The 24,760-nt window shown below is 44.9% G+C and carries 24 protein-coding genes; 15 read left to right on the top strand and 9 right to left on the bottom strand.

Annotation, left to right across the window (positions count from 1 at the left end):
* Positions 1-71 precede the first annotated feature (71 nt).
* Together JT717_RS14445 and JT717_RS14440 are read left to right on the top strand one after the other, a co-directional pair.
* Positions 72-1,073 carry a YhdH/YhfP family quinone oxidoreductase gene (locus JT717_RS14445; RefSeq protein WP_205511190.1) on the top strand — a complete coding sequence of 334 codons (1,002 nt, stop codon included), beginning with the start codon at positions 72-74 and terminating at the stop codon, positions 1,071-1,073.
* A gap of 2 nt (positions 1,074-1,075) precedes the next feature.
* Entirely contained in the window at positions 1,076-2,125 is a 1,050-nt protein-coding gene (locus JT717_RS14440) for a flavin reductase family protein (protein ID WP_205511189.1), read from the top strand.
* 3 nt (positions 2,126-2,128) lie between these two features.
* On the opposite strand, the gene JT717_RS14435 is transcribed toward JT717_RS14440, so the two are convergent.
* From JT717_RS14435 to JT717_RS14425, 3 genes are all read right to left on the bottom strand, one after another.
* On the bottom strand, positions 2,129-2,722 hold the full coding sequence (locus JT717_RS14435; protein ID WP_205511188.1) for a suppressor of fused domain protein: 594 nt from the start codon (positions 2,720-2,722) through the stop codon (positions 2,129-2,131).
* A 40-nt stretch (positions 2,723-2,762) separates the two neighbouring features.
* Positions 2,763-3,248: a cytidine deaminase gene (locus JT717_RS14430; protein ID WP_205511187.1), complete on the bottom strand. Its 486-nt coding sequence runs from the start codon at positions 3,246-3,248 to the stop codon at positions 2,763-2,765.
* Positions 3,249-3,436: 188 nt separating this feature from the next.
* Positions 3,437-5,020: a S26 family signal peptidase gene (locus tag JT717_RS14425; protein WP_205511186.1), complete on the bottom strand. Its 1,584-nt coding sequence runs from the start codon at positions 5,018-5,020 to the stop codon at positions 3,437-3,439.
* A gap of 182 nt (positions 5,021-5,202) precedes the next feature.
* Between JT717_RS14425 and JT717_RS14420 the strand changes: the two genes are divergently transcribed.
* Positions 5,203-6,123 carry a MerR family transcriptional regulator gene (locus JT717_RS14420; protein WP_205511185.1) on the top strand — a complete coding sequence of 307 codons (921 nt, stop codon included), beginning with the start codon at positions 5,203-5,205 and terminating at the stop codon, positions 6,121-6,123.
* Positions 6,124-6,169: 46 nt separating this feature from the next.
* On the opposite strand, the gene JT717_RS14415 is transcribed toward JT717_RS14420, so the two are convergent.
* Entirely contained in the window at positions 6,170-7,333 is a 1,164-nt protein-coding gene (locus tag JT717_RS14415; protein WP_205511184.1) for a sigma-54-dependent transcriptional regulator, read from the bottom strand.
* A gap of 72 nt (positions 7,334-7,405) precedes the next feature.
* Between JT717_RS14415 and JT717_RS14410 the strand changes: the two genes are divergently transcribed.
* A complete protein-coding gene (locus JT717_RS14410; RefSeq protein ID WP_205511183.1) occupies positions 7,406-8,185 on the top strand; it encodes a DUF4846 domain-containing protein in 780 nt (259 codons plus the stop codon).
* Positions 8,186-9,025: 840 nt separating this feature from the next.
* Here JT717_RS14410 and JT717_RS14405 read toward each other — a convergent pair.
* Positions 9,026-10,012, bottom strand: coding sequence for a pyruvate dehydrogenase complex E1 component subunit beta (locus JT717_RS14405; RefSeq protein ID WP_205511182.1), 987 nt, complete (start codon positions 10,010-10,012; stop codon positions 9,026-9,028).
* A gap of 306 nt (positions 10,013-10,318) precedes the next feature.
* Between JT717_RS14405 and JT717_RS14400 the strand changes: the two genes are divergently transcribed.
* The 5 genes from JT717_RS14400 (at position 10,319) to JT717_RS14380 (ending at position 14,406) form a co-directional block, all read left to right on the top strand.
* Complete coding sequence (locus JT717_RS14400) at positions 10,319-11,557, top strand: acyltransferase family protein (RefSeq protein WP_205511181.1); 1,239 nt, start codon at positions 10,319-10,321, stop codon at positions 11,555-11,557.
* 107 nt (positions 11,558-11,664) lie between these two features.
* Positions 11,665-12,705, top strand: coding sequence for a sensor histidine kinase (locus tag JT717_RS14395; RefSeq protein ID WP_205511180.1), 1,041 nt, complete (start codon positions 11,665-11,667; stop codon positions 12,703-12,705).
* The gene (locus JT717_RS14390) at positions 12,702-13,412 is read left to right on the top strand and encodes a LytR/AlgR family response regulator transcription factor (protein ID WP_205511179.1); all 711 of its coding nucleotides are present in this window, start codon (positions 12,702-12,704) and stop codon (positions 13,410-13,412) included. Before JT717_RS14395 ends, JT717_RS14390 begins: the two co-directional genes overlap by 4 nt.
* A gap of 154 nt (positions 13,413-13,566) precedes the next feature.
* Positions 13,567-13,809 carry a hypothetical protein gene (locus tag JT717_RS14385; protein WP_205511178.1) on the top strand — a complete coding sequence of 81 codons (243 nt, stop codon included), beginning with the start codon at positions 13,567-13,569 and terminating at the stop codon, positions 13,807-13,809.
* Between the two features lie 117 nt (positions 13,810-13,926).
* Positions 13,927-14,406, top strand: a complete 480-nt coding sequence (locus JT717_RS14380) for a hypothetical protein (protein WP_205511177.1) — start codon at positions 13,927-13,929, stop codon at positions 14,404-14,406.
* 105 nt (positions 14,407-14,511) lie between these two features.
* Here JT717_RS14380 and JT717_RS14375 read toward each other — a convergent pair whose 3' ends face one another.
* Complete coding sequence (locus tag JT717_RS14375) at positions 14,512-14,919, bottom strand: hypothetical protein (RefSeq protein ID WP_205511176.1); 408 nt, start codon at positions 14,917-14,919, stop codon at positions 14,512-14,514.
* 198 nt (positions 14,920-15,117) lie between these two features.
* On the opposite strand from JT717_RS14375, the gene JT717_RS14370 reads away from it, so the two are divergent.
* Together JT717_RS14370 and JT717_RS14365 are read left to right on the top strand one after the other, a co-directional pair.
* On the top strand, positions 15,118-15,504 hold the full coding sequence (locus tag JT717_RS14370) for a single-stranded DNA-binding protein (RefSeq protein ID WP_205511175.1): 387 nt from the start codon (positions 15,118-15,120) through the stop codon (positions 15,502-15,504).
* 593 nt (positions 15,505-16,097) lie between these two features.
* Positions 16,098-16,703: a class I SAM-dependent methyltransferase gene (locus JT717_RS14365; protein ID WP_205511174.1), complete on the top strand. Its 606-nt coding sequence runs from the start codon at positions 16,098-16,100 to the stop codon at positions 16,701-16,703.
* A gap of 50 nt (positions 16,704-16,753) precedes the next feature.
* On the opposite strand, the gene JT717_RS14360 is transcribed toward JT717_RS14365, so the two are convergent.
* From JT717_RS14360 to JT717_RS14350, 3 genes are all read right to left on the bottom strand, one after another.
* Positions 16,754-17,266, bottom strand: coding sequence for a GNAT family N-acetyltransferase (locus tag JT717_RS14360; protein ID WP_205511173.1), 513 nt, complete (start codon positions 17,264-17,266; stop codon positions 16,754-16,756).
* Positions 17,267-17,625: 359 nt separating this feature from the next.
* Positions 17,626-18,810 carry an acetyl-CoA C-acyltransferase gene (locus JT717_RS14355; RefSeq protein ID WP_205511172.1) on the bottom strand — a complete coding sequence of 395 codons (1,185 nt, stop codon included), beginning with the start codon at positions 18,808-18,810 and terminating at the stop codon, positions 17,626-17,628.
* Between the two features lie 309 nt (positions 18,811-19,119).
* On the bottom strand, positions 19,120-19,515 hold the full coding sequence (locus JT717_RS14350; RefSeq protein ID WP_205511171.1) for a DUF3175 domain-containing protein: 396 nt from the start codon (positions 19,513-19,515) through the stop codon (positions 19,120-19,122).
* Between the two features lie 458 nt (positions 19,516-19,973).
* Between JT717_RS14350 and JT717_RS14345 the strand changes: the two genes are divergently transcribed.
* The 4 genes from JT717_RS14345 (at position 19,974) to ligD (ending at position 24,750) form a co-directional block, all read left to right on the top strand.
* Complete coding sequence (locus tag JT717_RS14345) at positions 19,974-20,321, top strand: hypothetical protein (protein WP_205511170.1); 348 nt, start codon at positions 19,974-19,976, stop codon at positions 20,319-20,321.
* Between the two features lie 51 nt (positions 20,322-20,372).
* Positions 20,373-20,633 carry a hypothetical protein gene (locus JT717_RS14340; protein WP_205511169.1) on the top strand — a complete coding sequence of 87 codons (261 nt, stop codon included), beginning with the start codon at positions 20,373-20,375 and terminating at the stop codon, positions 20,631-20,633.
* 162 nt (positions 20,634-20,795) lie between these two features.
* Positions 20,796-21,758, top strand: a complete 963-nt coding sequence (locus JT717_RS14335) for an alpha/beta fold hydrolase (protein WP_205511168.1) — start codon at positions 20,796-20,798, stop codon at positions 21,756-21,758.
* Between the two features lie 106 nt (positions 21,759-21,864).
* Complete coding sequence (gene ligD / locus JT717_RS14330) at positions 21,865-24,750, top strand: non-homologous end-joining DNA ligase (protein WP_205511167.1); 2,886 nt, start codon at positions 21,865-21,867, stop codon at positions 24,748-24,750.
* Positions 24,751-24,760 lie beyond the last annotated feature (10 nt).

The following is a 24,760-nucleotide window of genomic DNA, read 5'->3' as shown; positions in this document are numbered from 1 at the left end:
CCGGTAACAGACCGTAGACAACTGCTGATTCAACGTTCACCATAAAACCATTCACAAAACGACCAACAGATATGCCATTTAAAGCGCTTTGGATAACGGAAACCAGGACAGGAACTTTTGAAAGAACGATCGTTGACAGGGCTATCGATGACCTGCCAGCCGGTGAAGTATTGATCAGGGTGCACTATTCTTCGCTGAACTATAAAGACGCGCTTTCGGCAACGGGCAATAAAGGCATCACGCGGCAGTTTCCCCATACCCCCGGTATCGATGCTGCGGGCAGAGTGGAGATCAGCCGCAATGAGAATTTTGCAGTAGGTGACGAAGTATTGATCACTGGTTACGACCTGGGCATGAACACCTGTGGCGGTTTTGGCCAGTACATCCGCGTGCCGGCCAGCTGGGTAGTTAAAAAACCCGAAAATTATACGTTAAAAGAATGTATGATCATTGGCACAGCCGGCTTTACGGCGGCCATTGCCGTTTATAAAATGGAACTGATGAAACTGCTGCCCGAAGCCGGTCCCGTCGTTGTTACCGGTGCTACCGGCGGTGTAGGCAGCATCGCCATATCCATTTTATCCAAAGCGGGCTATGAAGTGATCGCCGTAAGCGGCAAATCAAATGCCCTTGAATATGTAACGCACCTGGGCGCTGCTAAAATGGAAGACAGGTCATTTGTACTGGATACCTCAAAAAAAGCTTTGCTGAAACCCAGATGGGCAGGCGCTGTTGATACGGTGGGCGGCGAAACCCTGGCCACCTTACTCAAAGGCTGTAAGCCCGAAGGCTGCGTGGTAAGCACAGGTCTCGTATCATCGCCCAAATTAGATACAACCGTTTATCCTTTCATCCTGAACGGGATCAATTTACTGGGGGTAGGTTCAGCTGAAACCCCCATGGCTACGCGATTGATCATCTGGGAAAGATTATCTACTGATTGGAATATTAAAGACAAATTACCCGCCATTGCAAAAGAAATAAACCTCGAAGAATTGAATACTACTTATATCGACAGCATTTTACAGGGTAAAGTAATGGGCCGCATAGTAGTAAACCTCAACAACGCCTAACTATGGAATTGTTGCAGTGGAAAGTTACACAGGTGATACCAGAAACACCTGATGCGGTTACGTATGTATTGGAAGAAGCAAACGGAACGCCGGTTAGCTGGGAAGCCGGTTTATCCCTTACTTTTTTGTTTACCCATCACGGCCATGAGATCCGCCGCTCCTATTCTATCTGTACCGCTCCCGGCATCGATAAACACATAGCCATTACCGTAAAAAAGAAAGAGAATGGCGAAATATCCCGCCATATTCTGGCCACCTGGCAAAGAGGAACCCTGGTAAGCAGCCTGCCCCCTGCCGGCCGATTTGTCATTGACACAGACCCTGCCCAAAAGCGGCAGATCTGGTTCATTGCAGCAGGCAGCGGCATAACCCCTATTCTGGCCCTGCTCAAAAAAGCGCTGTACCAGGAACCGGAAAGCCATATTACCCTGGTATATCAAAACCGCGATGAACGTTATATCATTTATCATAAAATATTGCAGCAGCTGGCAAGCCAGTATGCACACCGCTTTACGCGCATCGACCTGTTAAGTAATCCACTTGATCCGGATACCAAACCGGCCCGGTTAAATAACTGGCTGCTCGAAAAAATAGTGGGCATGCACCTTCCTTCGCATGCTCAACCGGCAGCACACAGCACCTTATTTTATACGTGCGGTCCCGAGCCCTTCATGCGTATGGTACAGTTTACCCTGCGTGTTCTTGGTTTCAGCGAAGATCAGCTGCGCAAGGAACATTTTGTTATTGAACCGGTGCGTAAACCCGCCTTTACCATGCCGTCAACCCCATTTACGGTGGTGCTGCAGTATGCAAAACAAACCCATCAATTTACCAGCGCCTGGCCCGATACTATTTTACAGGCCGCCCAAAAACAGGGCATTTCATTGCCTTATAGCTGCAATGCAGGGCGCTGTGCTACCTGTGCGGCGCGTTGCCGCAAAGGCTCGGTGACCATGAGCAACAATGAAGTGCTTACCGATAAGGACCTGCAAAATGGATTGATACTGACCTGCACGGGATATGCCGCTGCCGACCTGGAACTGGAGATCTGAAAATTACACATAACTTGTACGGCTGCGATCGAGTGTGACCGGATGTTTATGGGCAGCAAAAAGATCGAGAATCGCATTAACGCCCTGCTCTTTTTTCAGCGCATACTCGGCATCGGTAAGAAAAGTGAGCCAGAGAAAGGAAACATCCTCATTATCCAACTTGAATACCGGTTCATTATCAGCAATGACAATACTGGTAAGGGTAAGTAAAGTAGTTAGCGAAGAATTGGTAAATAGTTCACCCATATGAATGGTATGCCCCCAGCCCAGAAAGGTTGGCGGTTCCTGCAAAAATGGAAAAGCGCCGGTCCAGCACATCCAGTTGGCCAGGTCATCCGGTTGAGTTTCGTCTTCCTTTACATAGGCAATGATTTCGGCCCTTTTGGTATCGGTATCTTCTGCCCGCTCATCCATGACCATGGGCGTCAGGCTCATGCCATAAGTAACCAGTGTTCCCCAGGGACGGCCGGTTTTTTCTGCCGGGAAATAAGCGCAGCCTACTTCCGGTCCTGATGAGCTGGGATCCCATAATAAAGAGGGTGCTGCTCCAAAATGACTGGTCAGCATTTTGAGTATGTTGGTGTGCTGCGGTTTCATTGTTGCTGATAACGTAAAATGGTAAGAACTGAATTACTGCTCACTTCAACTCATCGCTTGTAAACGCCAATGGAAGCAATGAGCTTGCTCTTGGTATCACGTAGATCTTTCCTTCCATACCACCCAGGATCAGCCGGATAGGATGTTTAACCCTGCTCTCAAACTCCTGCAGTGACTGCCGGCAGATGCCGCAGGGCGAAATAGGATGATCACTATCGCCATTACCAGCCCGGTAACTGATGGCCAATGATTCGATCGGCACCTTGGGATACAGTGACGATGCGGAGGCCAGCAATACCCGTTCGGCACATAAACCCACGGGAAAAGAGGCGTTCTCCTGGTTACTGCCAGCGACAATTTCTCCATTGGCCAGTTTGGCTACGGCGCCCACATGAAAATGAGAGTAAGGCGCATACGCATGTTCGGTTACTTCCCTTGCTTCATTAAGCAGCCAGGCATCTTCTTCCGGCAATTCGTCTACAGAATCGTATATCTCAAATGAGAACCTGTATTCATCTTTTTTCATATTCCTGATTTTGTTTACACCTTAATCAGACAAAAAATCCTCCCCGCGCCGCGGAGAGGATCATTAAAGATATGAAAGTTTATTGTTTTATACTGATTTGCAAAATGCCCGGGTTCTGAGATGTGACCGGGTGGTCGGAAATGTCAACAACCACAAACCATAAACCACAAACCACAAACCACAAACCATTAATGTATTGTTCTGAACATGCGGTTCCAGCGAACTCCTTTATCCCAGCTCATCCAGATCAGCCAGGCTTCCCCTACCACGTGGTCTTCCGGTACAAAACCCCAGAAGCGGCTGTCCTGTGACCGGTGACGGTTATCACCCATCATCCAGTAATAATTCATTTTAAAGGTATAGGAATTAGCTTCCTGGCCGTTTATAAAGATCTTGCCATCGCGTTCTTCCCAGCTGTTGTTCTCATACACTTTGATAGCCCGTTTATAACAGGCAATGTTCCTGGGTGTCAGCGCTATGGTAGCGCCTTTTTTCGGGATCCACAGCGGACCGAACTCATCGGTGCTCCACAATACCAGGGCCGTGTCGCGCGGGAAGATGCGCGGATCGCCTACGTTCTCGAGCTTACGGGTCACAGTTACATTAGGGATCTTTTTCAGGATCTCAGCTTCCCCCTCTGTCATATTGATCATGTAGCTGTTGGGGCCGTAGGGAATAAAATCAGGATTCCGCTCATCGGTATTCAACCGGATGCCAGCTTCCCGCAACTCATCCTCACTCAGGATCCTGTTATTGGTAGTGGTAACAACATAATCTGTTGCAGAACTGGGCGATATATACGCTTTCTGGCCGTTTACAAATAAAATCCCATCTACGATCTGAATGGTATCGCCTGCAATGGCCACACATCTTTTAATGTAATTCTCGCGTTTATCAACAGGCCGGGTCATGATGGTATAATCAGCCCATACAATTTCCCGCGCCTTTTGTTTACTGATGGCCCGCAGTTCAGCCTCATTGGGAATTTGTCCCTTTAACTGCTGGTACTGCCGCATTTCTTCACTTTGCAAAATATCGTAATAGGGGTCCTGCGAATCCAGTTCCCTGGTAAGCGTATCGCCTGCGGGGAAATTGAATACGACCACATCATTGCGTTTAACCGGGCTGGCAAACCATCGGGTGTACGGCAAATGAACGACCTCGGTATATGACTTTGAATTGAAGATCGGCAGGGTGTGATGCACAAAGGGAATGGCCAGCGGTGTATTGGGAATACGGGGGCCATAGCTGAGCTTGCTAACGAACAGGAAATCGTTTACCAGCAGCGTTTTTTCCATGGAGCCGGTGGGGATCGTATAGGCTTCAAACACAAAGACCCTGATGAGGGTAGCAGCCACCACCGCAAAAACGCCGGCATCGATCCACTCGCGCAGCGTCGTCTTTTTATGATTTTTAACAGCTTCCGGGCCCAGGTATTTTACCTTTTTATCCGTTCCGATATACGGGAAATAAACCACTCCTAACAGGGCTGCCGCAGCATGGTCGAGGAAACCGAATTTACCGAACAATTTCACGAACTCAACCAGCAGCCAGATACTGATAAACCAGCCTGCAACCGGTAAGAACTGCCAGTAAAACCAGTGTTTTTTTAACCGGGTAGCCTTTACGATCTCCCAGGTGTTATAAAAAGGCACCCAGGCTTTCCAGGAAGGGATACCGGCTTTTTCGAACAATTTCGCTAACCCAAAGGCAGGCAATTCTACTATAAGTAAGGATATTAGTATAATTACAAACAGATCGTGTAAACTCATTATGGGGCTGTTTTATAAAAAAAATCCGGGCAAAAATACCATATTAATGTTCACAGAAACAGGCCAATAACGAACAATTTGCTAAAAAAAGTGTCTATATTCCTGCAGATTGGCGCTATTTATGACGAACAGTATTTCTCCAGTTCCATTAGTTGTGATATCTTACCTTTTGTTACAATACTATGAATCTCTTTTCCATCCGGGATATTGAAAACTTAACGGGAATTAAAGCGCATACCTTGCGCATCTGGGAACAACGGTATAACCTTTTCTGCCCCAAACGCAGGGAAAGTAAGCACCGTTTTTATGATTGTGAGGATCTGAAGCACCTGTTACGCATTGCCTATCTGTACAACCAGGGACATAAGATCTCCCAGATTGCCTGCTGTTCACCCGAAGAAATGGCTAAACTGGCCCTGGAAGCAAGGCCGGATACCGACAATTACGAAATTTTTATCAATCAATTAACAGAAGCCTCCGTCGACCTCGATCAACCGCGGTTCGATAAAATTCTGCATAACCTGGTGCTGCATGCCGGCTTTGAAAAAAGCATGATCAGCGTGCTGTTCCCTTTTCTGCGCAAGATCGGGGTATTATGGCTAACCGGCCAGTTGATGCAGGCCCATGCTCATTTTGCCCGGTCACTGATCATTAAAAAAATGATGGTGGCAATTGACGGACTCGAAAAACCGGCGTATACCGGTGGCCGCCGGGTATTGTTATTCACCCCTGCCGGCGATCATCACGATATGCCCGGTGGCGAATGCCAGGAACTGCCCCTGCTGTTCATGTACTATATGCTGAAGAAAGAGGGCGTACCCACCATTTACATGGGCAAGAATGTGCCATTGAACATGCTGCAACTGATCTGCAGCCAGCAGCCCTGTACACAATTATATTTCCTGATTATACCGAACCTCAATAAGTGCGACATGCATGAATACCTGAAAACCTTCTCGAACATGTTCCCCGATAAAGAGATCGTTTTTTCAGGTCCGGAAGCATGCCAGTGCAGCTGTGATCTGAAGAATGTAAGACTATTGAAGACAATTGAGGAGAAGAAAGCCTTCCTGAAGGAAGGCATTAACGAGTTAACTAGTTAATTGGTCATATACATGTGCCACACCCTGGAGGTGTGGCACACGAAAACTATCTTTTAGGAATTACATACGCATGCACATCATCCGACACAATGGTTTTACCCGATAAGATGATCAGGCGCTCCACTACGTTCCGTAATTCACGGATATTACCGGTCCAGTTATGTTGTTTAAGCGCTTCCAGCGCGTCCTTATCGATGCCTTTTTTGGGAATGCCATAATCGGCACAGATATCAGCGAGGAATTTATCAACCAGCAAAGGAATATCCTCGCGGCGATCGTTCAGCGATGGCACATGGATGATGATCACGCTGAGCCGGTGGTATAAGTCGAGCCGGAAATTCTTATCGTCTACCTCTTTCAACAGATCTTTGTTGGTAGCTGCAATTACACGCACATCTACACTGATATCTTTATCGCCGCCCACCCGGGTGATCTTTCCTTCCTGCAGGGCGCGCAACACTTTGGCCTGAGCGCTCAGGCTCATATCGCCGATCTCGTCGAGGAAGAGGGTGCCGCCATGGGCCTGCTCAAATTTTCCTATCCGTTGTTTAACAGCCGAGGTGAAAGAACCTTTTTCATGGCCGAACAGTTCACTTTCTATGAGTTCGCTGGGAATGGCTGCACAATTCACTTCCACCAATGGCCCTGTAGCCCGGTTGCTTTTTTCATGCACCCAGCGTGCAACAAGCTCCTTACCTACCCCATTTTCACCGGTGACCAGGATACGCGCATCGGTAGGCGCCACTTTATCGATCGTTTCTTTGATCTTTACGATGGGCCCCGACTCGCCGATCATTTCCTCTACTTTGCTCACCTTTCGCTTTAATACTTTGGTTTCAGTGACCAGGTTGTTCTTGTCCATCGCATTGCGGATGGTGATCAGCAGGCGGTTCAGGTCTGGTGGTTTGGAAATATAATCGAAAGCGCCTTTTTTAACAGCTTCTACCGCCGTTTCAATGGTACCGTGCCCGGAGATCATGATCACCGGCACATCGGGATTGGCCTCCCGGGCCTTATCAAGAAATTCAATACCATCCAGCTTAGGCATTTTGATATCACACAACACTACATCATACGCTTTCTCTTTGAACTTTTTAAGACCTTCTTCGCCATCGCCGGCCTCTTCGATCTTATAACCTTCATAAGAAAGGATCTCACTCAGGGTTTTACGGATAGCTTTTTCGTCATCGATAATTAAAATGTTTGACATAGTTGGTTGAAACAGTCTTTAGCTATGGAAAAATAGAGTTTTATCATCTCAAGCTTCATCAAAAGTAACGATATGGAACGGAACCTCCTCACGACAATTATCCTGCCGTTTTTACTCATTAATTGTATGGGAAAAACCGCAAATATCAATGAAGCCGGCCTTCAACCTTACACAATCACCGCAACGCCGTCTTCGGTAGCAGAAATTCCTGTGCCAACAGGATTTAATCGCATAAATTATCCGGAACGATCTTTTGCCACCTGGTTACGTAAGCAGCCGCTGAAAAAAGATCCAAGGGTTTACCTGTACAATGGCCAGTTGAAGCGGAACCAGCAGGCCCAGTATGCAGTGCTCGATCTGCCCGTTGGTGACAAAGACCTGCAGCAATGTGCCGATGCGGTCATGCGCCTGCGGGCATCATACCTGTATGAACAAAAACGCTATGCTGAGATCTTCTTTACCGATAACAGTGGAAAAAAATATGCTTGTCCGGGCCCTGTCGACAGCCTTGGGTTCGAGCGCTATCTTGAACGGGTGTACAGCTATTGCGGCACAGCCTCCCTTGAAAAGCAATTGCATTCCGTAACTGATCTTGCATCAATACAACCGGGTGATGTGTTCATCAAAGGCGGTTCGCCGGGACATTGTGTAATGGTCATGGATATGGCGGTTAACAGCAATGGCAGGAAGATCTACCTGCTGGCGCAAAGTTATATGCCGGCACAAAATATTCAGCTGTTAAAGAATCCGGTAAACGGTGCATGGAGCCCCTGGTATGAAGTAAAGACCGATAACTCATTCATTTACACACCTGAGTGGACATTCACCCCTCGTCAGCTGCGGCGATGGTAAATAAGCTCTGTAACTATAAGAGTATCCCCTAGTAAAACTACCTTGCAAGGTTTAACAATACATATTATTTTAGAGCCATATCCTTTAGAAAAAACATTTTTAATCAAAATCCGTTACTTATGAAGGCATCTGCAGTTGATGTTCATTCTCACCTGTCACTGACTAAAGTAATTACCCGTTTAGCACTTTTAGGAGGATTTATTCTTGGAGGCATGTATGGTCTGCTGACCTTATGTTCGTCTCTGTTAAAATAATTTCTGGAGAACCTTTTTTTATTAATATCCAAAGCAAGCAAAAACGGCCTTCCGGTAAATCGGGAGGCTTGTTTAGTTACCGGTTACCAGTTTCCGGTTACCAGTCGCCGGTTGCCTTTCCCTGTAACTTGTAACCTGAAACCTGTAACGCATTGTTAGAAGGGAAAACCATCTCATTATGCTTAGCATATTTTCCGTTTGCCAGTCGCCGGTTGCCTTTCCCTGTAACTTGTAATCTGAAACCTGTAACGCATTGTTAGAAGGGAAAACCATCTTATTATGCTTAGCATATTTCCGGTTACCAGTCGCCGGTTGCCTTTCCCTGTAACTTGTAACCTGAAACCTGTAACGCATTGTTAGAAGGGGAAACCATCTCACTATCCCTAGCATATTTCCGGTTCCCAGTCGCCGGTTGCCTTTCCCTGTAACTTGTAACCTGAAACCTGTAACGCATTGTGAGAAGGGAAAACCATCTCATTATCCTTAGCATATTTCCGGTTCCCAGTCGCTTATCAGCATAAAAAAAGTGAGCTACTCATTAGGAGTAGCCCACCTTAATAACTTTATGCCTTTTTGCCTCGATGCCTTATTTCTTCATATACATAACCTCTTTCACCAGGCGTACGGTTTTGTCAACGCTTGGTAAAGCAGCTTCTACCAGGTTGGGTGCATAGTGCAGCGGCGCATCAGCAGCAGTTAAGCGGCGGATAGGCGCATCCAGGTAATCGAAAGCTTCTTTTTGAATGCGGTAAGCGATCTCTGATGAAACAGAGCACATAGGCCATTGCTCTTCCACGATCACCAGGCGGTTGGTCTTTTTAACACTTTCCAGGATGGTGTGCCAGTCGAGCGGACGGATCGTACGCAGGTCAACCACTTCAGCGCTTACACCTTCTTTTTCCAGTTCAGCAGCAGCGCCCAGGGCAACCTTCATCATTTTATTGTAAGAAACAATGGTAACATCGCTACCCTGTTTTTTAACATCGGCTTTACCGATCTCGATGATGTATTCTTCTTCAGGAACTTCGCCTTTGTCGCCATACATTACCTCACTTTCCATGAACATCACCGGATCCTCATCGCGGATCGCAGCTTTCATTAAACCTTTGGCATCGTATGGATTGGAAGGGGAAATTACCTTAATACCGGGGATATTTGCATAATAGCTCTCAAAAGCCGTAGAGTGCTGGGCGCCCAGCTGACCGGCAGAACCGTTGGGTCCTCGGAAAACGATCGGACAACCAATTTGTCCACCGCTCATAGCCAGCATTTTCGAAGCGGTGTTTAAGATCTGGTCCAATGCCAGTACGGCAAAGTTCCAGGTCATGAACTCAACGATCGGACGTAATCCGTTCTGAGCAGCACCTACCGCAATACCGGCAAAACCCAGCTCAGCAATAGGGGTGTCAATAACTCTTTTGGGGCCGAATTCCGCCAGCATGCCCTGGCTTACTTTATAGGCGCCATTGTATTCAGCTACTTCCTCACCCATCAGGAAAACCCGGTCGTCTCTCCTCATTTCTTCACTCATAGCTTCGCGGAGCGCTTCGCGAAATGCGATAGATCTTGCCATTCTGTATTCAGTTTTTAAAACCGGGCAAAATTATTGGTAAACGAGCATAATAACAAATTGCCGGGCAATAATAAATTAAATGTCTAACAGACAGAAGGTCACACAGAAAGCGAAAGGCCCGTTGCAGGCGGCTTTCACCCCCGTTTATCGCGTTTTTCCCCTGGTTTTTTATTAGCCTTGGCAAAGCCACCATCTTAGCCATTGGCAAATTAGCTAATCTGCCCATTGACCGGCCGGAACCGTCCATACGTCAAACTAATTTTACCCCCACACTGCGCAAAACTAGGTTTGTAGAAAATTAACCTTATGCAACCTGCTTCTACCCGCCAGGCCTATCTCGACTGGCTTCGCGTTCTCTCAATTCTCGCTGTTTTCTTCCTGCATGCAGGCATGGCATTCGTGGAAGAATGGGAATGGCACCTTAAAAATAAAGAGACCAGCAACCTGCTCATGGAGGTGAATTTCTGGCTGGGCCGTTTCAGAATGCCGCTCTTATTTTTCATTTCAGGCACCGTAACCTTTTTTATGTTGAAAAGCAGGACCACCGGCGCCTTCATAGGCTTACGCTTCCGGCGATTGTTCATTCCATTGGTATTTGGCATCCTGGTCATAGTACCGCCGCAGGTATACATGGAAAGACTGACACAAGGCTTTAATGGGAATTTTGCAGACTTCTATCCTACTATCTTCACGACCGGCCCCTACCCCGCTGGTAATTTCAGCTGGCACCACCTGTGGTTTATTGTTTATTTGTTTTTGTACGATATATTGTTTGCGCCGCTCTTAAAATGGATGATGAGTGAACAAGGTAAAGAACGGCTGGCCTTCTTCAACAAACTGGCTAAACGCCAATTGGTCTATTGGCTCGCTGTTCCCAGTGTGATCGCTTATACCGCTATGAACCTGTCGTTCCCCGAAACGCATGATCTTATTCACGACTGGAGCAGGCATATCTACTGGTTGCTTTTTTTAATGACTGGTTTTATCTGTGTGAATTTTCCTGGCTTAACTGATAGCCTTGAGCGGAACCGCCGTATCTCCTTCCTGCTTGCCTTTGCCAGTATTCTATGCATCAATTATATCAGGTGGAATGACCTGGAACCTGAAGATCTGATTTCAAACTGGCGAAGCGACTGGCGTACTTATGCGTATATGTCGTTATTTCCCATTACCGCCTGGTGCTGGATCTTTACCGCCATTGGGTACGGTAAAAAATATCTGAATAAAAAACACCGCATCCAGAATTATATCAATGAGGCCATCTATCCTTTTTATATTTTGCACCAGACCATTATAGTGATTATAGTGTATTATGTGCTGCAAAGCCCCGATCCGGTATACGGCAAATTCATCTTCACATTTATTACTTCCTTTGTGCTGATCATGTGTATTTATCATTTGCTGATCAGACCCTATGACATTACGCGGTTTTTATTTGGGATGAAACCGAAGAAAAAAGAGGCAAAGCCCGGTGTTAAAAACGACGCTGAAACTGCACCCGTAAAAACGGCTGCAACAATTCCATCAGCCATCCAAATATCGTAACTTACGAATGATGAAACGTCCGGGGCAAAATTGTCATTACTATGCTTAACCGTGAGAATTTTGCCCTGGTAAGTTCCATCTGGCTCAAACACAATAATTAGTTTCAGATGAAACGGTTTTGGAAATATGCGTTCCCCGGATTGTTTGGATTGCTGATCTATATCACAATTAGAATCTTGAATGATACAGTTTCCCATTTCAGGGTTTGGCGGCGGGCCTGGATCATCACAGGTATAGAACTGGTGTTTGTAGTAGCTGCGGGGTATCTTACCATGTATGCATTTGAAAAGCTGTTTCAACGCTTCGATAAAAGATTACAACACAATATAGATTTTAAAACAGTGCTGCAGGAGCTTCTGTGGGTAGTGCTAATTACAGAACTGATCAACAACGCCATCGTTACTCCGATGGTGGCTTTGACCGACGATGGCTTAAGCTGGGGTGATTTTGCCACTATCAATATCATTCCTCTCTTGTTTTGTCTGGTGTACTACACGGTGGTAAGAAGCAACAAATTGTTACAAGCCTATGTAAACAATAAATTGCTGCTCGAAAAAATGACCAATGACCACCTGCAAACAGAACTTAAATTCTTAAAAGCACAATATCATCCGCATTTTTTGTTCAATGCGCTGAATACTGTTTACTTTCAAATGGATGATAATGTAGCCGAAGCAAAGAAAAGCATCGAGAAATTTTCGGAGCTATTACGTTACCAGTTATACGATCAGCAACAGACGGTGCCTGTTAGCCAGGAATTACATTATTTGCAGAACTTTATCGAATTGCAAAAAGTAAGAAGCTCGAATAAACTGCAACTGCAGGTACATTTTGACAGCTCGCTGAATGATGAACAGGTATATCCGTTGTTATTTCTGCCCCTCGTAGAAAATGCCTTTAAATATGTAGGCGGTGATTATCACATCAGCATTGAAGCGCGCAGAGAAAATGATATTTTGTGTTTTGCAGTAGAAAATTCGGTACCCACGGCCCTGGGATATCAGCAGGCAAAGGCGCCATCCAGGAACGGTATCGGCCTGGAAAATTTAAAACGAAGACTGGAACTATTGTATCCGGCAAAACATACATTTACCGCAGAAAAGAAAGGGAATACTTACTTTGCGGCTATCCAAATACAATTAGTATGACACCAACCATCAAATGTATGATCATTGACGACGAACCGATAGCCCGCAAAGGCTTGGAGGGATATATTGAAAAAATCGATTTCCTGGAACTCGTTGGTGTTTGTGAAGATGCAGTCCAATTAAACTCCTTACTAAAACAACAGCGGGCCGACCTGCTTTTCCTGGATATTGAAATGCCTTATGTTTCCGGCATTGATTTCCTGAAAAATAACCCGCAGGCCCCTAAGGTGATTTTCACAACTGCCTATGAACAATATGCGATCAAGGGCTATGAGTTGGATGTTTTGGATTATCTGTTAAAGCCCATATCATTTGAACGTTTTCTGAAAGCAGCGAATAAAGCATACGACTATTTCATCAATGTGTCCACAGCGGCACCGGCTTACCTGTTCATTAAAACCGATAACAGACTGGAGAAAGTTAACCTGGAGGACTTGTTGTTTGTAGAAGCCATGGAGAACTATGTAGCGCTTTATACACCCGACAAAAAGCTGATCACCCACGCTACCCTCAAAGCCATGCAGGAAAAGCTGCCCGCGAGCCAGTTCATTCAGCCGCATAAATCGTACCTGGTGAATATCCAGCGCATTCAATCTATAGAAGGGAATATGCTGCACGTGGGCGGCAAGTACCAGATTCCCATCTCCAAATACCAGAAGGAAGAAATCATGGAGAAGATCGTGAATAATAAGTTGTTGAGGAAGTGAGGCGGCCCAGAATATGCGATTCCTCATTTTTAAGAACGGATTCACAAAATGAGCAGGGCGTTGCCTTAGTACACTATATTTATAATCAATAACTTGCAAGACAAAAGAAAACAGCTGGAAATTTGCTATTTTTGACAGGCAAACAAGAAACAATATGGCTTCAGAAGGACGGAAACTTTTTTTCGCATTAACCGCTGAAGAAAAAGAAAGCAGGTTGAAGGCTGTTTTGCAGAATGAGATTGAGAAAACTAAGGCAATGAATCTGCCTATGGTTTATAGAAATGAATTGTGTGTAAAGCCTAGTTTATTTATTCATAAATACCCTAATGGTTATACAGTCCTCATTGAACAAAACACTACTACCTCAGAAGAAAAAGTAATTAAGATTTTATATTAATATATATGGGCAATCCTGTACTTTTTGTTGTAGCAGGACCAAACGGCACAGGAAAAAAGTCTCTTTTCAAAAGAAATAACCACCGCGGATCTCGAAGTTTTTGATGGTGATAAGCACATGGCGGCTTTAGTAAAAAAATATCCAGAAACAGGAAGTGAAGCATTATGGTCTTATATTAACGAAAACATATTTGAAGGTCAGAAACAACAGGCAATAGAATCCCGCTTAAATTATGCTTTTGAAACCAACTTTAGTTCAGAAAACCCAATGAAGACATCTATAGAGTTTCAAAACGCCGGATATCAAATCCACCTTGTGTTCATGGGATTTAATTCACTTGAAGAGTCTAGTAGAGTGTCAGAGGAAACTATTCGCTACAATTATGAATTCGGTTATAAAAATCTTTATAAGTATGTGACGCAATTTGATTTGGTTACTCTTTTTGATAACGGGATAGCTTTAAGTGAAGAACCTGTTACACCACAAGAAATCTTACGCATAGAAAATGGTAAAGTATACCTACAAGTAATGAATTATCCTGCCTGGGTCATACCCATTATCCAAAAATTTCCGGCACAGTCTATAGCAAGGGGTTAATAAATACTTAAATGGAATTCGAACCTTTTTAGCCCGATTCCCTATGACTTTTTAACTTTTACATTTGACAATAACATAAAGGTGACGCATTGTCATTGTAAATTGCTATTGCTTCACCAATCTTTGCTTCTTCTCCCCCGGAAAGGTCTTTTTACGCGTGTCTTTTACCACCAGCAGCTTTTCATCCTGTAAAGTGCGGTAACCATAATCATAACAGTAATAATACTGGTCATTCTCTTTGGTCGTAAAGTGTTCGGTGAAATATTCAAACTGATATCCTTTTTCAGCCAGCTTCTGCCTGTCAACCACCAGTACTTTCTTTTCAAGCGCTGCTAACAGCTCTTCCAGGATGCGCCGGTTCTTACGCAAAACATTATTGATATTCCGCACCACCGGATTGGCATCGCTGTTCAACCGGTTATTGTAGTTATTCCGGCATGAATCGTCGCAGAATTTTTTATCTGTGCGGCCTTTAATCGGCCTGTCGCAGGCCAGACAGTTTTTAACAGTCATTATCAAAGGTTTAAATGGCTATTGAATGATGGAAAGTACAAAAAATAGTCGTTTGTAAACGACAACAAACGACTATATCCGGATACAAACGTTTAAAAACCGACTACCGCTTTCCGTGGGTTGCATCTTTGAGTTGTCAATCGAACGGCGCCAGAAACGAGAGACTGAAATAAAATTAATAATCTTAAAAATACAGTTATGTACGCAATAAGAAACAAAGTTCAGCTTATCGGATACTTAGGTCAATTACCTGAAATACGCACTACCGAAACCGGTAAAAAACTAGCCCGTTTTTCAATCGCTACCCATGATACTTACCGCAATGCGCAGGGCCAGAAAGTTTCTGAAACCTTATGGCATAATGTGGTTGCCTGGGGCAAGCTCGCTGATATTTCAGAAAAATATTTGACCAAAGGAAGAGAGGTGGCCGTTGTTGGTAAATTGGTGCATCGCCAATACACCGATAAAAACGGCATTAAACGCTATGTTACAGAAATAGTATTAAATGAGCTGCTCATGTTGGGTGGTGGCAGGAATCAGGGCGAGCCTGAAGAGCAACCAGAGGATATGGCTGAAATGGAATGAATATAAAGAACATGCTCCCAAAGCCGGGGCTGCAAATTGAATGGCAGCAATGCTATTTACCTAATCGTATCATTAACCAAAACCTTTACAAAAATTAGCTCTTTACGAAAGACTGAAAGGCTACTAAAGCGAGCACTGCAGTTAGTCCAAAAATACTCTTTGAATCAGTGCTCTGGAATGGTGTTGCCAAAAGTGTCCATACTGCGCTTTAAAATCCAATTCAATATAATGCAGTTGCCCGGGAATATAAAGTTAGTGGTATGTGATGCAGCTGCATGCAATACGCATCTTGGGCACCTTGGAGCAACCCTGCTGTTAACAACAAAAAGCTTTCTACGATTTAAAATATTGCTTAAGCAAGAGCTCATTATAAAAATTGTTTTTGCCGAATCCGTGTATGTTTTAATGGTGTTCCATGACTGCTCCAACCGGGGTGCTATGCCCGGTAATTGTTGGGCGTATGTGTAGTTGTTGTAAGTTACCCGCCGATCTTAATCGGTGGGTTTTCTTAATATGTAGTTTTTCTATTGATAAGCACACTAAAAAAGAAGCACTCGGTTTTCTCGGTACATTTGTATGTCCATTCAAACGTTATGGAGAACGAAAAAAAAAATGCTTTTGAGGCGTACAATATTATTGCGGACTGGTTTTTCGAAAATCGGTACCAGGGAGTGATGGAGCAAGCCCATCTTGACAGACTAATTAATATTGTAGGTAATGGAGCCAGGGTGTTGGATCTTGGCTGCGGCACCGGAATACCTATATTAAAATATCTATTAAGCCAGGGAATGCAGGTCATCGGCGTAGATGCCAGCTACCGCATGCTCGAGATAGCAAAAAAGAATTTTCCGTCCATAAAATTTGTGCTGGCAGATATGCGCCAACTTTCACTGGGTCAAAAATTTGATGCCATTATTGCATGGCACAGCTTGTTCCATCTTCCCCCCGAAGACCAGCCACCGATGTTTCAAATTTTCAAAACTCATTTGAATAACAGTGGATTGCTACTGTTCACTTCAGGAACTGAATATAGTGAGTCATGGGTAACAAATGATGGAACAAAGCTGTTTCACGGTTCTCTCAATACATCTCAATACCGGTCACTGCTTGAAGAAAATGCTTTCCGGATTCTCGAATACCGGGAAAATGATCCTGAATGTGGTAATGCCAACGTGTGGATGGCGCAATTATCCGAATGATCGACCTTATTCTTTGAGGATCTAACAATGGCCGCCGCATTAATACCAATTTATAACGATTTCTTCATTAACCAATCCGTTTGTGCATCGTCGCCTACCATAAACACATGTTCGCTGAACCGTTCGAAGCCCCACTTTGTATAAAAGGCAATGGCTTTTTGGTTATGTTCCCAAACGCCCAGCCAGATCACCGGAACCTGCTTCTGCTTTGCTACATCAATGCAACGGTGCATCAGGGCACTTCCAACTCCCTTGCCAATACTATTTTGTACGGCATAAATGCGGGCGATCTCAATCGCCTCTCCTGCTGCCAGCGGGTTTGCCGTTTCCCGCAATCGTGCATATCCAACTACTTCCCCATTTTGTTCAGCCAGTAAAAAAATATTCCCGGCAGCCCCTACTTCTTCTATTAATCTCTCCCGCGTGAAAGTTTCATTCATGAACTTATCCATGTTCTCTCTGGTGTTATCAGCAGCAAAGGAGTCATAAAATGTTTTACGGCTCAGGTCGGCTATCAAGGAGGCATCGGCAATGGTTGCTTCTCGTATTTGAATCTCATTCATATCACAAATGTAAAATGTAAAACCTTCCAGATGACATCAACTAACGGTTTAATAGCAGCTCTGATGGATATCATTTTTTCTTAATCTATATTCTTTGTAACTTTTCACTGCCTTTTTTTCCATCACACTCCTCTCTTTTCCTATTGTAAGCCTCTTCTGAAAATGTAACCCCAATAGCTTAACCATTATCTAGCGATTCAAAGCGAATACATTGCCAGCGGCTACCAGATCAGATTGCAAAGTCCGGCAAACATTCAAAAAAGCTTCGACCGAATTATTTCCTTTCGTGCAGACCTCAGTTCTAAATAAAAAAGTCCTTCCGGCTTACCGGGAGGACTTTCACTTTAATATATACTTTATTACATCTTCTCAATCACTATGGCCGATGCGCCGCCACCGCCATTACAAATGCCAGCAGCCCCATATTTACCATTGTAATGCTTCAACACATTTATAAGTGTTACAATGATGCGGGCCCCACTGGCGCCTAAAGGATGACCCAACGAAACAGCACCTCCATGCACATTTACCTTCGCCGGATCCAGCTTCATGCGTTTTGTATTTTCAATTCCTACCACGGCAAATGCTTCATTCAATTCCCAAAAATCAATATCACTCATTTGCAGGCCAGCCTTGGCCACCGCCTTCGGTACAGCAATCGCAGGTGTTGTTGTAAACCAATCCGGCGCCTGCTCGGCATCGGCGTATGAAATAATTTTTGCAATTGGCTTTACTCCCAACTCCTCCGCTTTCTCTTTACTCATCAGTACCAGCGCTGCCGCACCATCATTCATGGTACTGGCATTCGCTGCCGTAACGGTACCTTCTTTCTGAAAGGCAGGTTTCAATTCGGGGATCTTGTCAAATTTTACATTGAAAGGCTCTTCATCTTTAAAGAACTTGATGGGATCGCCTTTCCGTTGGGGAATGTCAATCGGGACAACTTCGTCGGCAAATTTCCCATCCGCCCAGGCAGCCTGGCTGCGTTTATAACTTTCAATGGCAAATGCGTCCTGCTCATCCCGCGAAATACCGCACTCTTTCGCACAAAGTTCGGCCGCATTACCCATCGCCTGGCCATTATACACATCGGTCAGTCCATCTTTGGCAAGTCCATCAATTAAACTGCTGTTGCCATATTTATTTCCCCAACGCATATTGTCTACATAAAAGGGCACATTGCTCATGCTCTCCATACCACCTGCCACCACAATATCAGCATCTCCCAGGGCTATGCTTTGAGCAGCCTGCGCAATGGCTTTCATGCCACTGGCGCATACTTTATTTACCGTAGTGCAGTTTACTTCATCGGGCAAACCGGCATACCTGGCTGCCTGCCGGGCAGGCGCCTGGCCTAGGTTCGCCTGTATTACGCAGCCCATTAACAGGTCCTGTACCTGGTTGGGCTGTACCCCTGCTTTTTCGAGGGCCGCTTTTATGGCAATGGCGCCCAGCTTTGTGGCCGGAAAATCTTTTAACCCACCGCCGAAACTGCCCATGGGCGTACGTACGGCAGAAATAATATACACTTCTTTTTTGTTCATATAGTAAGTTCTGTTTTTAAGATGGGGGGCGTTATGGTAATCACAAAGATATGGCTTTGCTAACAATCGTTAGCCCCCAATATAACAAAACCGGAGCAAATTGGTTGTGACCGGTGGTAAATGATTATCCATGGGCAAAAACGGTACATGCACTGAATGGTAACTCGTTGAAAAGCTTTGGGCTGAACCAGATCCGGCGTTGGGCGTATAAATAATTGGCAGTTGTCCCCCGGCTGTGTGGTTTATGTATTAATACCGATCTGGATGGCAGGATACTTACCTGGCCCCCCCTTTGCTTTGCACCGAAGGTCAAGCGTCTTCCCTGTTAAAAAGCACGCGCAATTCCTGTTTGGCTTTCTCTAGCGGTTCTTTTTCTTTAGCTGTAAGTTGTTTACCGGCCCGGTTGATATAGAAATTCAACATCGACATGGCCGATTGAAAGGGACTGCCTTTTCTCCTATCGCTTTTTTCGGCTGACCGTTTTAATGACCTGGCTATTTTCTTTGCATCCTTTGACTTGAAAATACCGGATTCAAGGTCCAGCGCATCGCTGGTTTGCATGACCCGCCGTGACCATTTCTTATTGGGTGCCTTTTCCTTCGATGCTGCCTTTTCGGGAGCAGTTTTCCGGGCCGTCCTTGTGCGGGTAGTAGTGGCACTTTTCCTGGATGTGCTCCGCTTCTTTTTCTTTACTGCTGTTGCCATAATTTCTTTTTAGAATTTGCAGCAACCCCAATACCAATAAAAAAACCCCGGTTTTACCCGGGGCTCGTGATATTTTTTTCCCTTTGTACTTTTAGGTATCCAGCATTCTTAGCACTCTCCTTAAGAGTATTAATTGCCAGAAGGAAAAAATTATCGCCTAATTATCATCTGAAAATTCTGTGCCAAAATCAGGAGAATGAAGAACAAGCCGGTCAAATATCATCCATCTTTTCCATTCGCGCTGAAGCCCGGATTTGTGTAGAAATTTTTCACCAATAGGGCATGATTTCAACAACAAATAATGGCTGGTAAGGTCCAATTCAGGTTTTGAATAGAAAACCAATATAACACAGCGGTATTGGGTGGCACGGGTTTTTGAAATGATATAACAGCACGTATGAAGTACCAGATTGGTATTCAATAATCGATGAACAATTTATTCATTTAAAAAACTTGTTATGGAAACGAAACCTTCAGAAATGACAACCTTAACCGCCGTATTGGAGAAGTTAAGAAAACAACATAACGATAATGAATTTACTCCCAAGAACGATGGATTCACCACGTCAAACGGTAAATTCTATAAACCGGAAGAATTAACGATCATTAAAACCTATCGTTTTGAAGGTGCATCCGATCCGGGTGACTCTTCAGTGGTTTACCTTATTGAAGCTAATGACGGCACCATAGGCTACAGTATGGATGCTTATGGTGTTTATACAACTCATAATGAAGACGAGAATTACGACGAATTATTGAAGAAGATCCCTGTTCAGGAAAGAGAAGAACAGGCGATCTTCCATTAATGAAAATAGTATTTGAACCGTTCCACTTATTTAAAATTCAAATTGCAGGTTATGGAAGAACTACAAACGAAAACAATGGATCTGTCAGTAAGTGGTAAAACCATTTCCTGCCAGATCAAGGAAAGGGATTTCGGCGACATGATCGTATTCGATGTATTTAGCGAAGACAATTACCTGTTCACCCTTACGCAACAGGGCGATGTATTGTTCAACGAATACGAGATGGGCAATCAGAAAAACATTATGGATCCCCGCGAGCTGAACGAGTTGATTGATATCGTAAAGGAAAAAATAGATTCCGAACCGGAATAACCCCTACACCCGGAACCGTAGTACCCATCTTTGCCTAACAGGAAAATGCAGAAGCGTTTCTGCATATATGGGAGTTTCGCTTCTTAGGATCATGTTAAAATATCTTAAATCAACTAACGGTTACCAAATGCATGTAACTTCATGCTTATAATTCATTGCTACATGGTAAGAATAATCTATCCTAAACCCCTGATGACACTCTTCTGCCTTACAATAACCCTGTTTTTGCAGGCACAGGTAGAATATCCATACCCGGTAAAGAAATTTAATATTACCCTGGAAAATAAACCGGTTCAGATCGCCTATATGGACGCCCTGCCGGATTCAGCCCCGCGGAAGACCGTATTGCTATTTCATGGTAAGAATTTCAATGGCTATTACTGGAAAGATGTAATGGCCTTTTTAGTAAGATCAGGTTTTCGGGTGCTCGTACCCGATCAACCCGGCTGGGGCCGTTCCGATAAACCGGAACTGCATTACAGTTTTCACCTGCTGTCCTATGCGATGAACGGACTGCTTGACTCGCTGCAGATAAACAAAGTATATCTTATCGGGCACTCTATGGGTGGCATGCTGGCTGCCCGCTTTGCCATGATGTATCCTGGCAAAGTAGAAAAACTGGTCCTGGAAAACCCTATCGGGCTCGAAGATTATAAACGCTTTGTGCCTTATCAAACAACCGATCAGTTGTATGAAAAGGAGATCGGCGCCACTTACGAATCTTATAAAAAATACCAGCAATCCTATTATCCGCAATGGAAACCTGAGTATGAGCAATATGTACAGGCCCAGGCCGATGCATTGAAAAATCCGGAGTTCCCGCGGATTGCCCGTATCAATGCCATTACCTATCAAATGATCTATGAACAGCCCGTTTGTTATGAATGGGACCGCATTGCCGCGCCCACCCTGTTGATCATTGGTACGGAAGACCGCACCGTTGTAGGTAAAGCCCTGCTGAGCGAAGACGATAAAAACAAATATGGTCAATACCCTGCCCTGGCCAAGAAAACGCAGGAACAGATCCCCAATGCCCTTCTGTTCGAAATGCCCGGCATCGGTCATATTCCGCATATCCAGGACCTGGGACAGTTTAAGCAGGCCTTGCTTACTTTTTTGAAGTAAACGCCATTACGGGCGTCAATGGTGAATGGTCAATGGTGAATGGTAAACTGCCAACTGCCAATTGCCTATTGCAGCTGGATGGCACAAGTTTTTTGACCTGTTTCATATGAGTCTCTCCACTTATAAAAAGAAAAGGTCGTTTAATAAAACACCTGAACCGGAAGGTAAAAAAACGGCACCGAAAAAGAAAGCCGCTGATGGCTCCCTGCATTTTGTTGTTCAGAAACACGATGCCTCCCGCCTGCATTATGATTTTCGCCTCGAAATGGAAGGCGTGCTGAAATCATGGGCGGTTCCGAAAGGCCCTTCACTGAACCCCGAAGACAAGCGGCTGGCCATGATGGTAGAAGATCACCCCTACGATTATAAAGATTTTGAAGGCATTATTCCACCTGGTAATTACGGGGCTGGCACCGTGATCGTTTGGGATGAAGGCACGTATGAACCGATGGAACACATCGAGGATAGCAAAAAAGCCGAAAAACACCTGCTTGCTCAATTACATAAAGGCGATCTCAAGATCCGCTTACATGGAAAAAAACTCAAAGGAGACTTTGCCCTGGTACATATAAAAAGCAGCGAAGACAATGCCTGGCTGCTGATCAAGAAACGCGACAAATACGCCAGTACCACCGATGTTACCAGAAAAGCTAAATCAGTTCAATCTGGTTTGACACTCGAACAGGTAGCTAAAGAAAGCACCAATGAATGGGTAAGTAACCGCAAAAGCAGCTCCACTAAAAAGAGCAGTTCTCAACAATCATCCGCGAAAAAAACGGCTGCTCCAACCAGGAAAAAGGCCGTTAAAAAAAAAGTCCCGGCCGCACTCGAAAAGCGCTTAGCCAAAGGTAAAAGAGAACCGATGCCGGCCGGCATTATTCCCATGCTGGCTACCCTTACCGATGGCGCGTTTGATGACAAGGACTGGCTTTTTGAATTGAAGTATGATGGCTACCGGACTGTTTCCTACATCAACGGCAGCGATGTTACCCTTATGTCGCGTAAGAACCTTCCCTTCAATGGCAAATTTCCTACGGTAGTGGAAGCATTGCAGGAGTTGAACATGGAAGCTGTGTTCGATGGCGAAGTCGTTGCCCTCAATGAAGAGGGTAAAAGCGATTTTCAACTGTTGCAAAACTGGCAAAATAGTCGCAAGGGCGAATTGGCGTATTATGTGTTCGACCTGTTATGGCTGAACGGGTATAACCTGATGGACCTGCCTTTGCATGAACGTAAATCGATCCTGCAGCAAATACTGCCCGATCACCCCATGATCCGTTACAGCGATCATATCGAACAAAACGGCACTGAGTTCTTTAAAATGGCTACCGAACAGGGCCTCGAAGGCATCATCGCCAAAGAAATTGACAGTCCTTATACGCCCAGGGTACGCACCAAACAATGGTTAAAGGTAAAAGCCAATCAACGGCAGGAAGTGGTGATCGGTGGTTTCACTGAAACAAGAGGAAGCCGCAGCCACTTTGGCGCCCTGGTGCTGGGTGTATACGAAAACAATAAATTGATCTATGTAGGGCATACAGGATCCGGTTTTACGGAAGAATCCCTGGCAGCCGTTTATAAAAAACTGAAACCTTTGATTGTTCCCTCATCACCCTTCGTTAAAAAGCCCAAGACCAATATGCCCTGTACCTGGGTAAAACCGGTCTTGGTTTGTGAAGTAAAATTTTCTGAGTGGACAAAAGACAAGATCCTGCGGCAACCCATTTTTATGGGTTTGCGGGAAGACAAAAACGCCAAAGACGTACATAAGGAAAATGCGGTTGAAATGGATACCGCTGTAGAAGCAGGCGAAGCAGAAAGCACTGCCAATAATAAACAAAGCAAATCGAGCAAAACCATGCCAACGAAGACCGCTTCAAAAAGCAAAACGGGTAAAGCAGCCGGCGCCAGGCGTAAATCGAAAAGCAACACGCCAAACACAGCACCCGATACCGAAGAGATACAGGAAACGGTTACGCCAAAACGCGCCGCGCCGAAACCAGAAGCCGCCGGTACCGGAAGACGCAAAAAGCAAACGGCCTCTCAACTGCCCAAAGGATTTTTGAATGACACCGAAAAAGAACAGGTGGTCATCATCAATAAAAAAGAGCTCACCTTTACCAATCTCGATAAAACATACTGGCCGGCCGAGAAGATCACCAAACGCGATCTGCTGAACTACTATGAACGCATTGCGCCTTATATCATGCCCTATATGAAAGACCGGCCGCAATCGATGAACCGCTTTCCCAATGGCATTAACAAACCCAGCTTCTATCAAAAAGATGTTACGGGTAAAGTGGCCGACTGGATTGAAAAACACGATTACGTAAGTGAGTCGGATGGCGAGAAAAAACAATACCTGGTTTGCACCGATGAAGCATCCTTGTTATACATGGCCAACCTGGGCTGTATTGAAATGAACCCCTGGCACAGCACCACCAAAAAGCCCGATAACCCTACCTGGTGCGTCATTGATCTTGACCCCGGAGAGATCTCTTTCGATAAAGTTATTGAAGCAGCGCAGGTGATTAAACAACTGGCCGACGATCTGGAGATAGACACCTATTGCAAAACCTCCGGCTCTACCGGACTGCATATTTATATTCCGCTCGGTGCCGCTTATGATTACGATCAGTCGCGGCAGTTAGCAGAATTACTGGTAACGATCGCACACAACGAAATGCCCGCTTTTACCAGCCTGGAACGCAGTCCGGCCAAAAGAAAAACAAAGATATATCTGGATTATTTGCAGAACCGGTCTATACAAACGATCGCCGCTCCTTATGCATTACGTCCGAAACCAGGAGCTACAGCTTCGGCGCCATTGCATTGGGAAGAAGTAAAAAAAGGACTAAGCATCCAGGATTTTACCATTGAAAATATGTATAGCCGGGCTGAGGAAGTTGGAGATATTTTCAAACCCGTATTAGGAAAAGGAATAAACCTTAAGTCAGTTCTGAAAAAGATCAGTGAATTACCGGGTAATTAGCACTCAGCCG

The sequence above is a fragment of the Longitalea arenae genome (assembly GCF_016924755.1).
GTDB classification, from domain to species: Bacteria; Bacteroidota; Bacteroidia; order Chitinophagales; family Chitinophagaceae; genus Niastella; species Niastella arenae.
Note: the sequence above shows the minus strand (reverse complement) of the source record. Positions and strands in the feature narration are given on the sequence as shown.

What these genes read in the sequence shown, in the direction of transcription:
- JT717_RS14445 (WP_205511190.1), top strand. Translation starts at nt 72, where the DNA reads ATGCCATTTAAAGCGCTTTGGATAACGGAAACCAGGACAGGAACTTTT.
- JT717_RS14440 (WP_205511189.1), top strand. Translation starts at nt 1,076, where the DNA reads ATGGAATTGTTGCAGTGGAAAGTTACACAGGTGATACCAGAAACACCT.
- JT717_RS14435 (WP_205511188.1), bottom strand. Translation starts at nt 2,722, where the DNA reads ATGAAACCGCAGCACACCAACATACTCAAAATGCTGACCAGTCATTTT.
- JT717_RS14430 (WP_205511187.1), bottom strand. Translation starts at nt 3,248, where the DNA reads ATGAAAAAAGATGAATACAGGTTCTCATTTGAGATATACGATTCTGTA.
- JT717_RS14425 (WP_205511186.1), bottom strand. Translation starts at nt 5,020, where the DNA reads ATGAGTTTACACGATCTGTTTGTAATTATACTAATATCCTTACTTATA.
- JT717_RS14420 (WP_205511185.1), top strand. Translation starts at nt 5,203, where the DNA reads ATGAATCTCTTTTCCATCCGGGATATTGAAAACTTAACGGGAATTAAA.
- JT717_RS14415 (WP_205511184.1), bottom strand. Translation starts at nt 7,333, where the DNA reads ATGTCAAACATTTTAATTATCGATGACGAAAAAGCTATCCGTAAAACC.
- JT717_RS14410 (WP_205511183.1), top strand. Translation starts at nt 7,406, where the DNA reads ATGGAACGGAACCTCCTCACGACAATTATCCTGCCGTTTTTACTCATT.
- JT717_RS14405 (WP_205511182.1), bottom strand. Translation starts at nt 10,012, where the DNA reads ATGGCAAGATCTATCGCATTTCGCGAAGCGCTCCGCGAAGCTATGAGT.
- JT717_RS14400 (WP_205511181.1), top strand. Translation starts at nt 10,319, where the DNA reads ATGCAACCTGCTTCTACCCGCCAGGCCTATCTCGACTGGCTTCGCGTT.
- JT717_RS14395 (WP_205511180.1), top strand. Translation starts at nt 11,665, where the DNA reads ATGAAACGGTTTTGGAAATATGCGTTCCCCGGATTGTTTGGATTGCTG.
- JT717_RS14390 (WP_205511179.1), top strand. Translation starts at nt 12,702, where the DNA reads ATGACACCAACCATCAAATGTATGATCATTGACGACGAACCGATAGCC.
- JT717_RS14385 (WP_205511178.1), top strand. Translation starts at nt 13,567, where the DNA reads ATGGCTTCAGAAGGACGGAAACTTTTTTTCGCATTAACCGCTGAAGAA.
- JT717_RS14380 (WP_205511177.1), top strand. Translation starts at nt 13,927, where the DNA reads ATGGCGGCTTTAGTAAAAAAATATCCAGAAACAGGAAGTGAAGCATTA.
- JT717_RS14375 (WP_205511176.1), bottom strand. Translation starts at nt 14,919, where the DNA reads ATGACTGTTAAAAACTGTCTGGCCTGCGACAGGCCGATTAAAGGCCGC.
- JT717_RS14370 (WP_205511175.1), top strand. Translation starts at nt 15,118, where the DNA reads ATGTACGCAATAAGAAACAAAGTTCAGCTTATCGGATACTTAGGTCAA.
- JT717_RS14365 (WP_205511174.1), top strand. Translation starts at nt 16,098, where the DNA reads ATGGAGAACGAAAAAAAAAATGCTTTTGAGGCGTACAATATTATTGCG.
- JT717_RS14360 (WP_205511173.1), bottom strand. Translation starts at nt 17,266, where the DNA reads ATGAATGAGATTCAAATACGAGAAGCAACCATTGCCGATGCCTCCTTG.
- JT717_RS14355 (WP_205511172.1), bottom strand. Translation starts at nt 18,810, where the DNA reads ATGAACAAAAAAGAAGTGTATATTATTTCTGCCGTACGTACGCCCATG.
- JT717_RS14350 (WP_205511171.1), bottom strand. Translation starts at nt 19,515, where the DNA reads ATGGCAACAGCAGTAAAGAAAAAGAAGCGGAGCACATCCAGGAAAAGT.
- JT717_RS14345 (WP_205511170.1), top strand. Translation starts at nt 19,974, where the DNA reads ATGGAAACGAAACCTTCAGAAATGACAACCTTAACCGCCGTATTGGAG.
- JT717_RS14340 (WP_205511169.1), top strand. Translation starts at nt 20,373, where the DNA reads ATGGAAGAACTACAAACGAAAACAATGGATCTGTCAGTAAGTGGTAAA.
- JT717_RS14335 (WP_205511168.1), top strand. Translation starts at nt 20,796, where the DNA reads ATGGTAAGAATAATCTATCCTAAACCCCTGATGACACTCTTCTGCCTT.
- ligD (WP_205511167.1), top strand. Translation starts at nt 21,865, where the DNA reads ATGAGTCTCTCCACTTATAAAAAGAAAAGGTCGTTTAATAAAACACCT.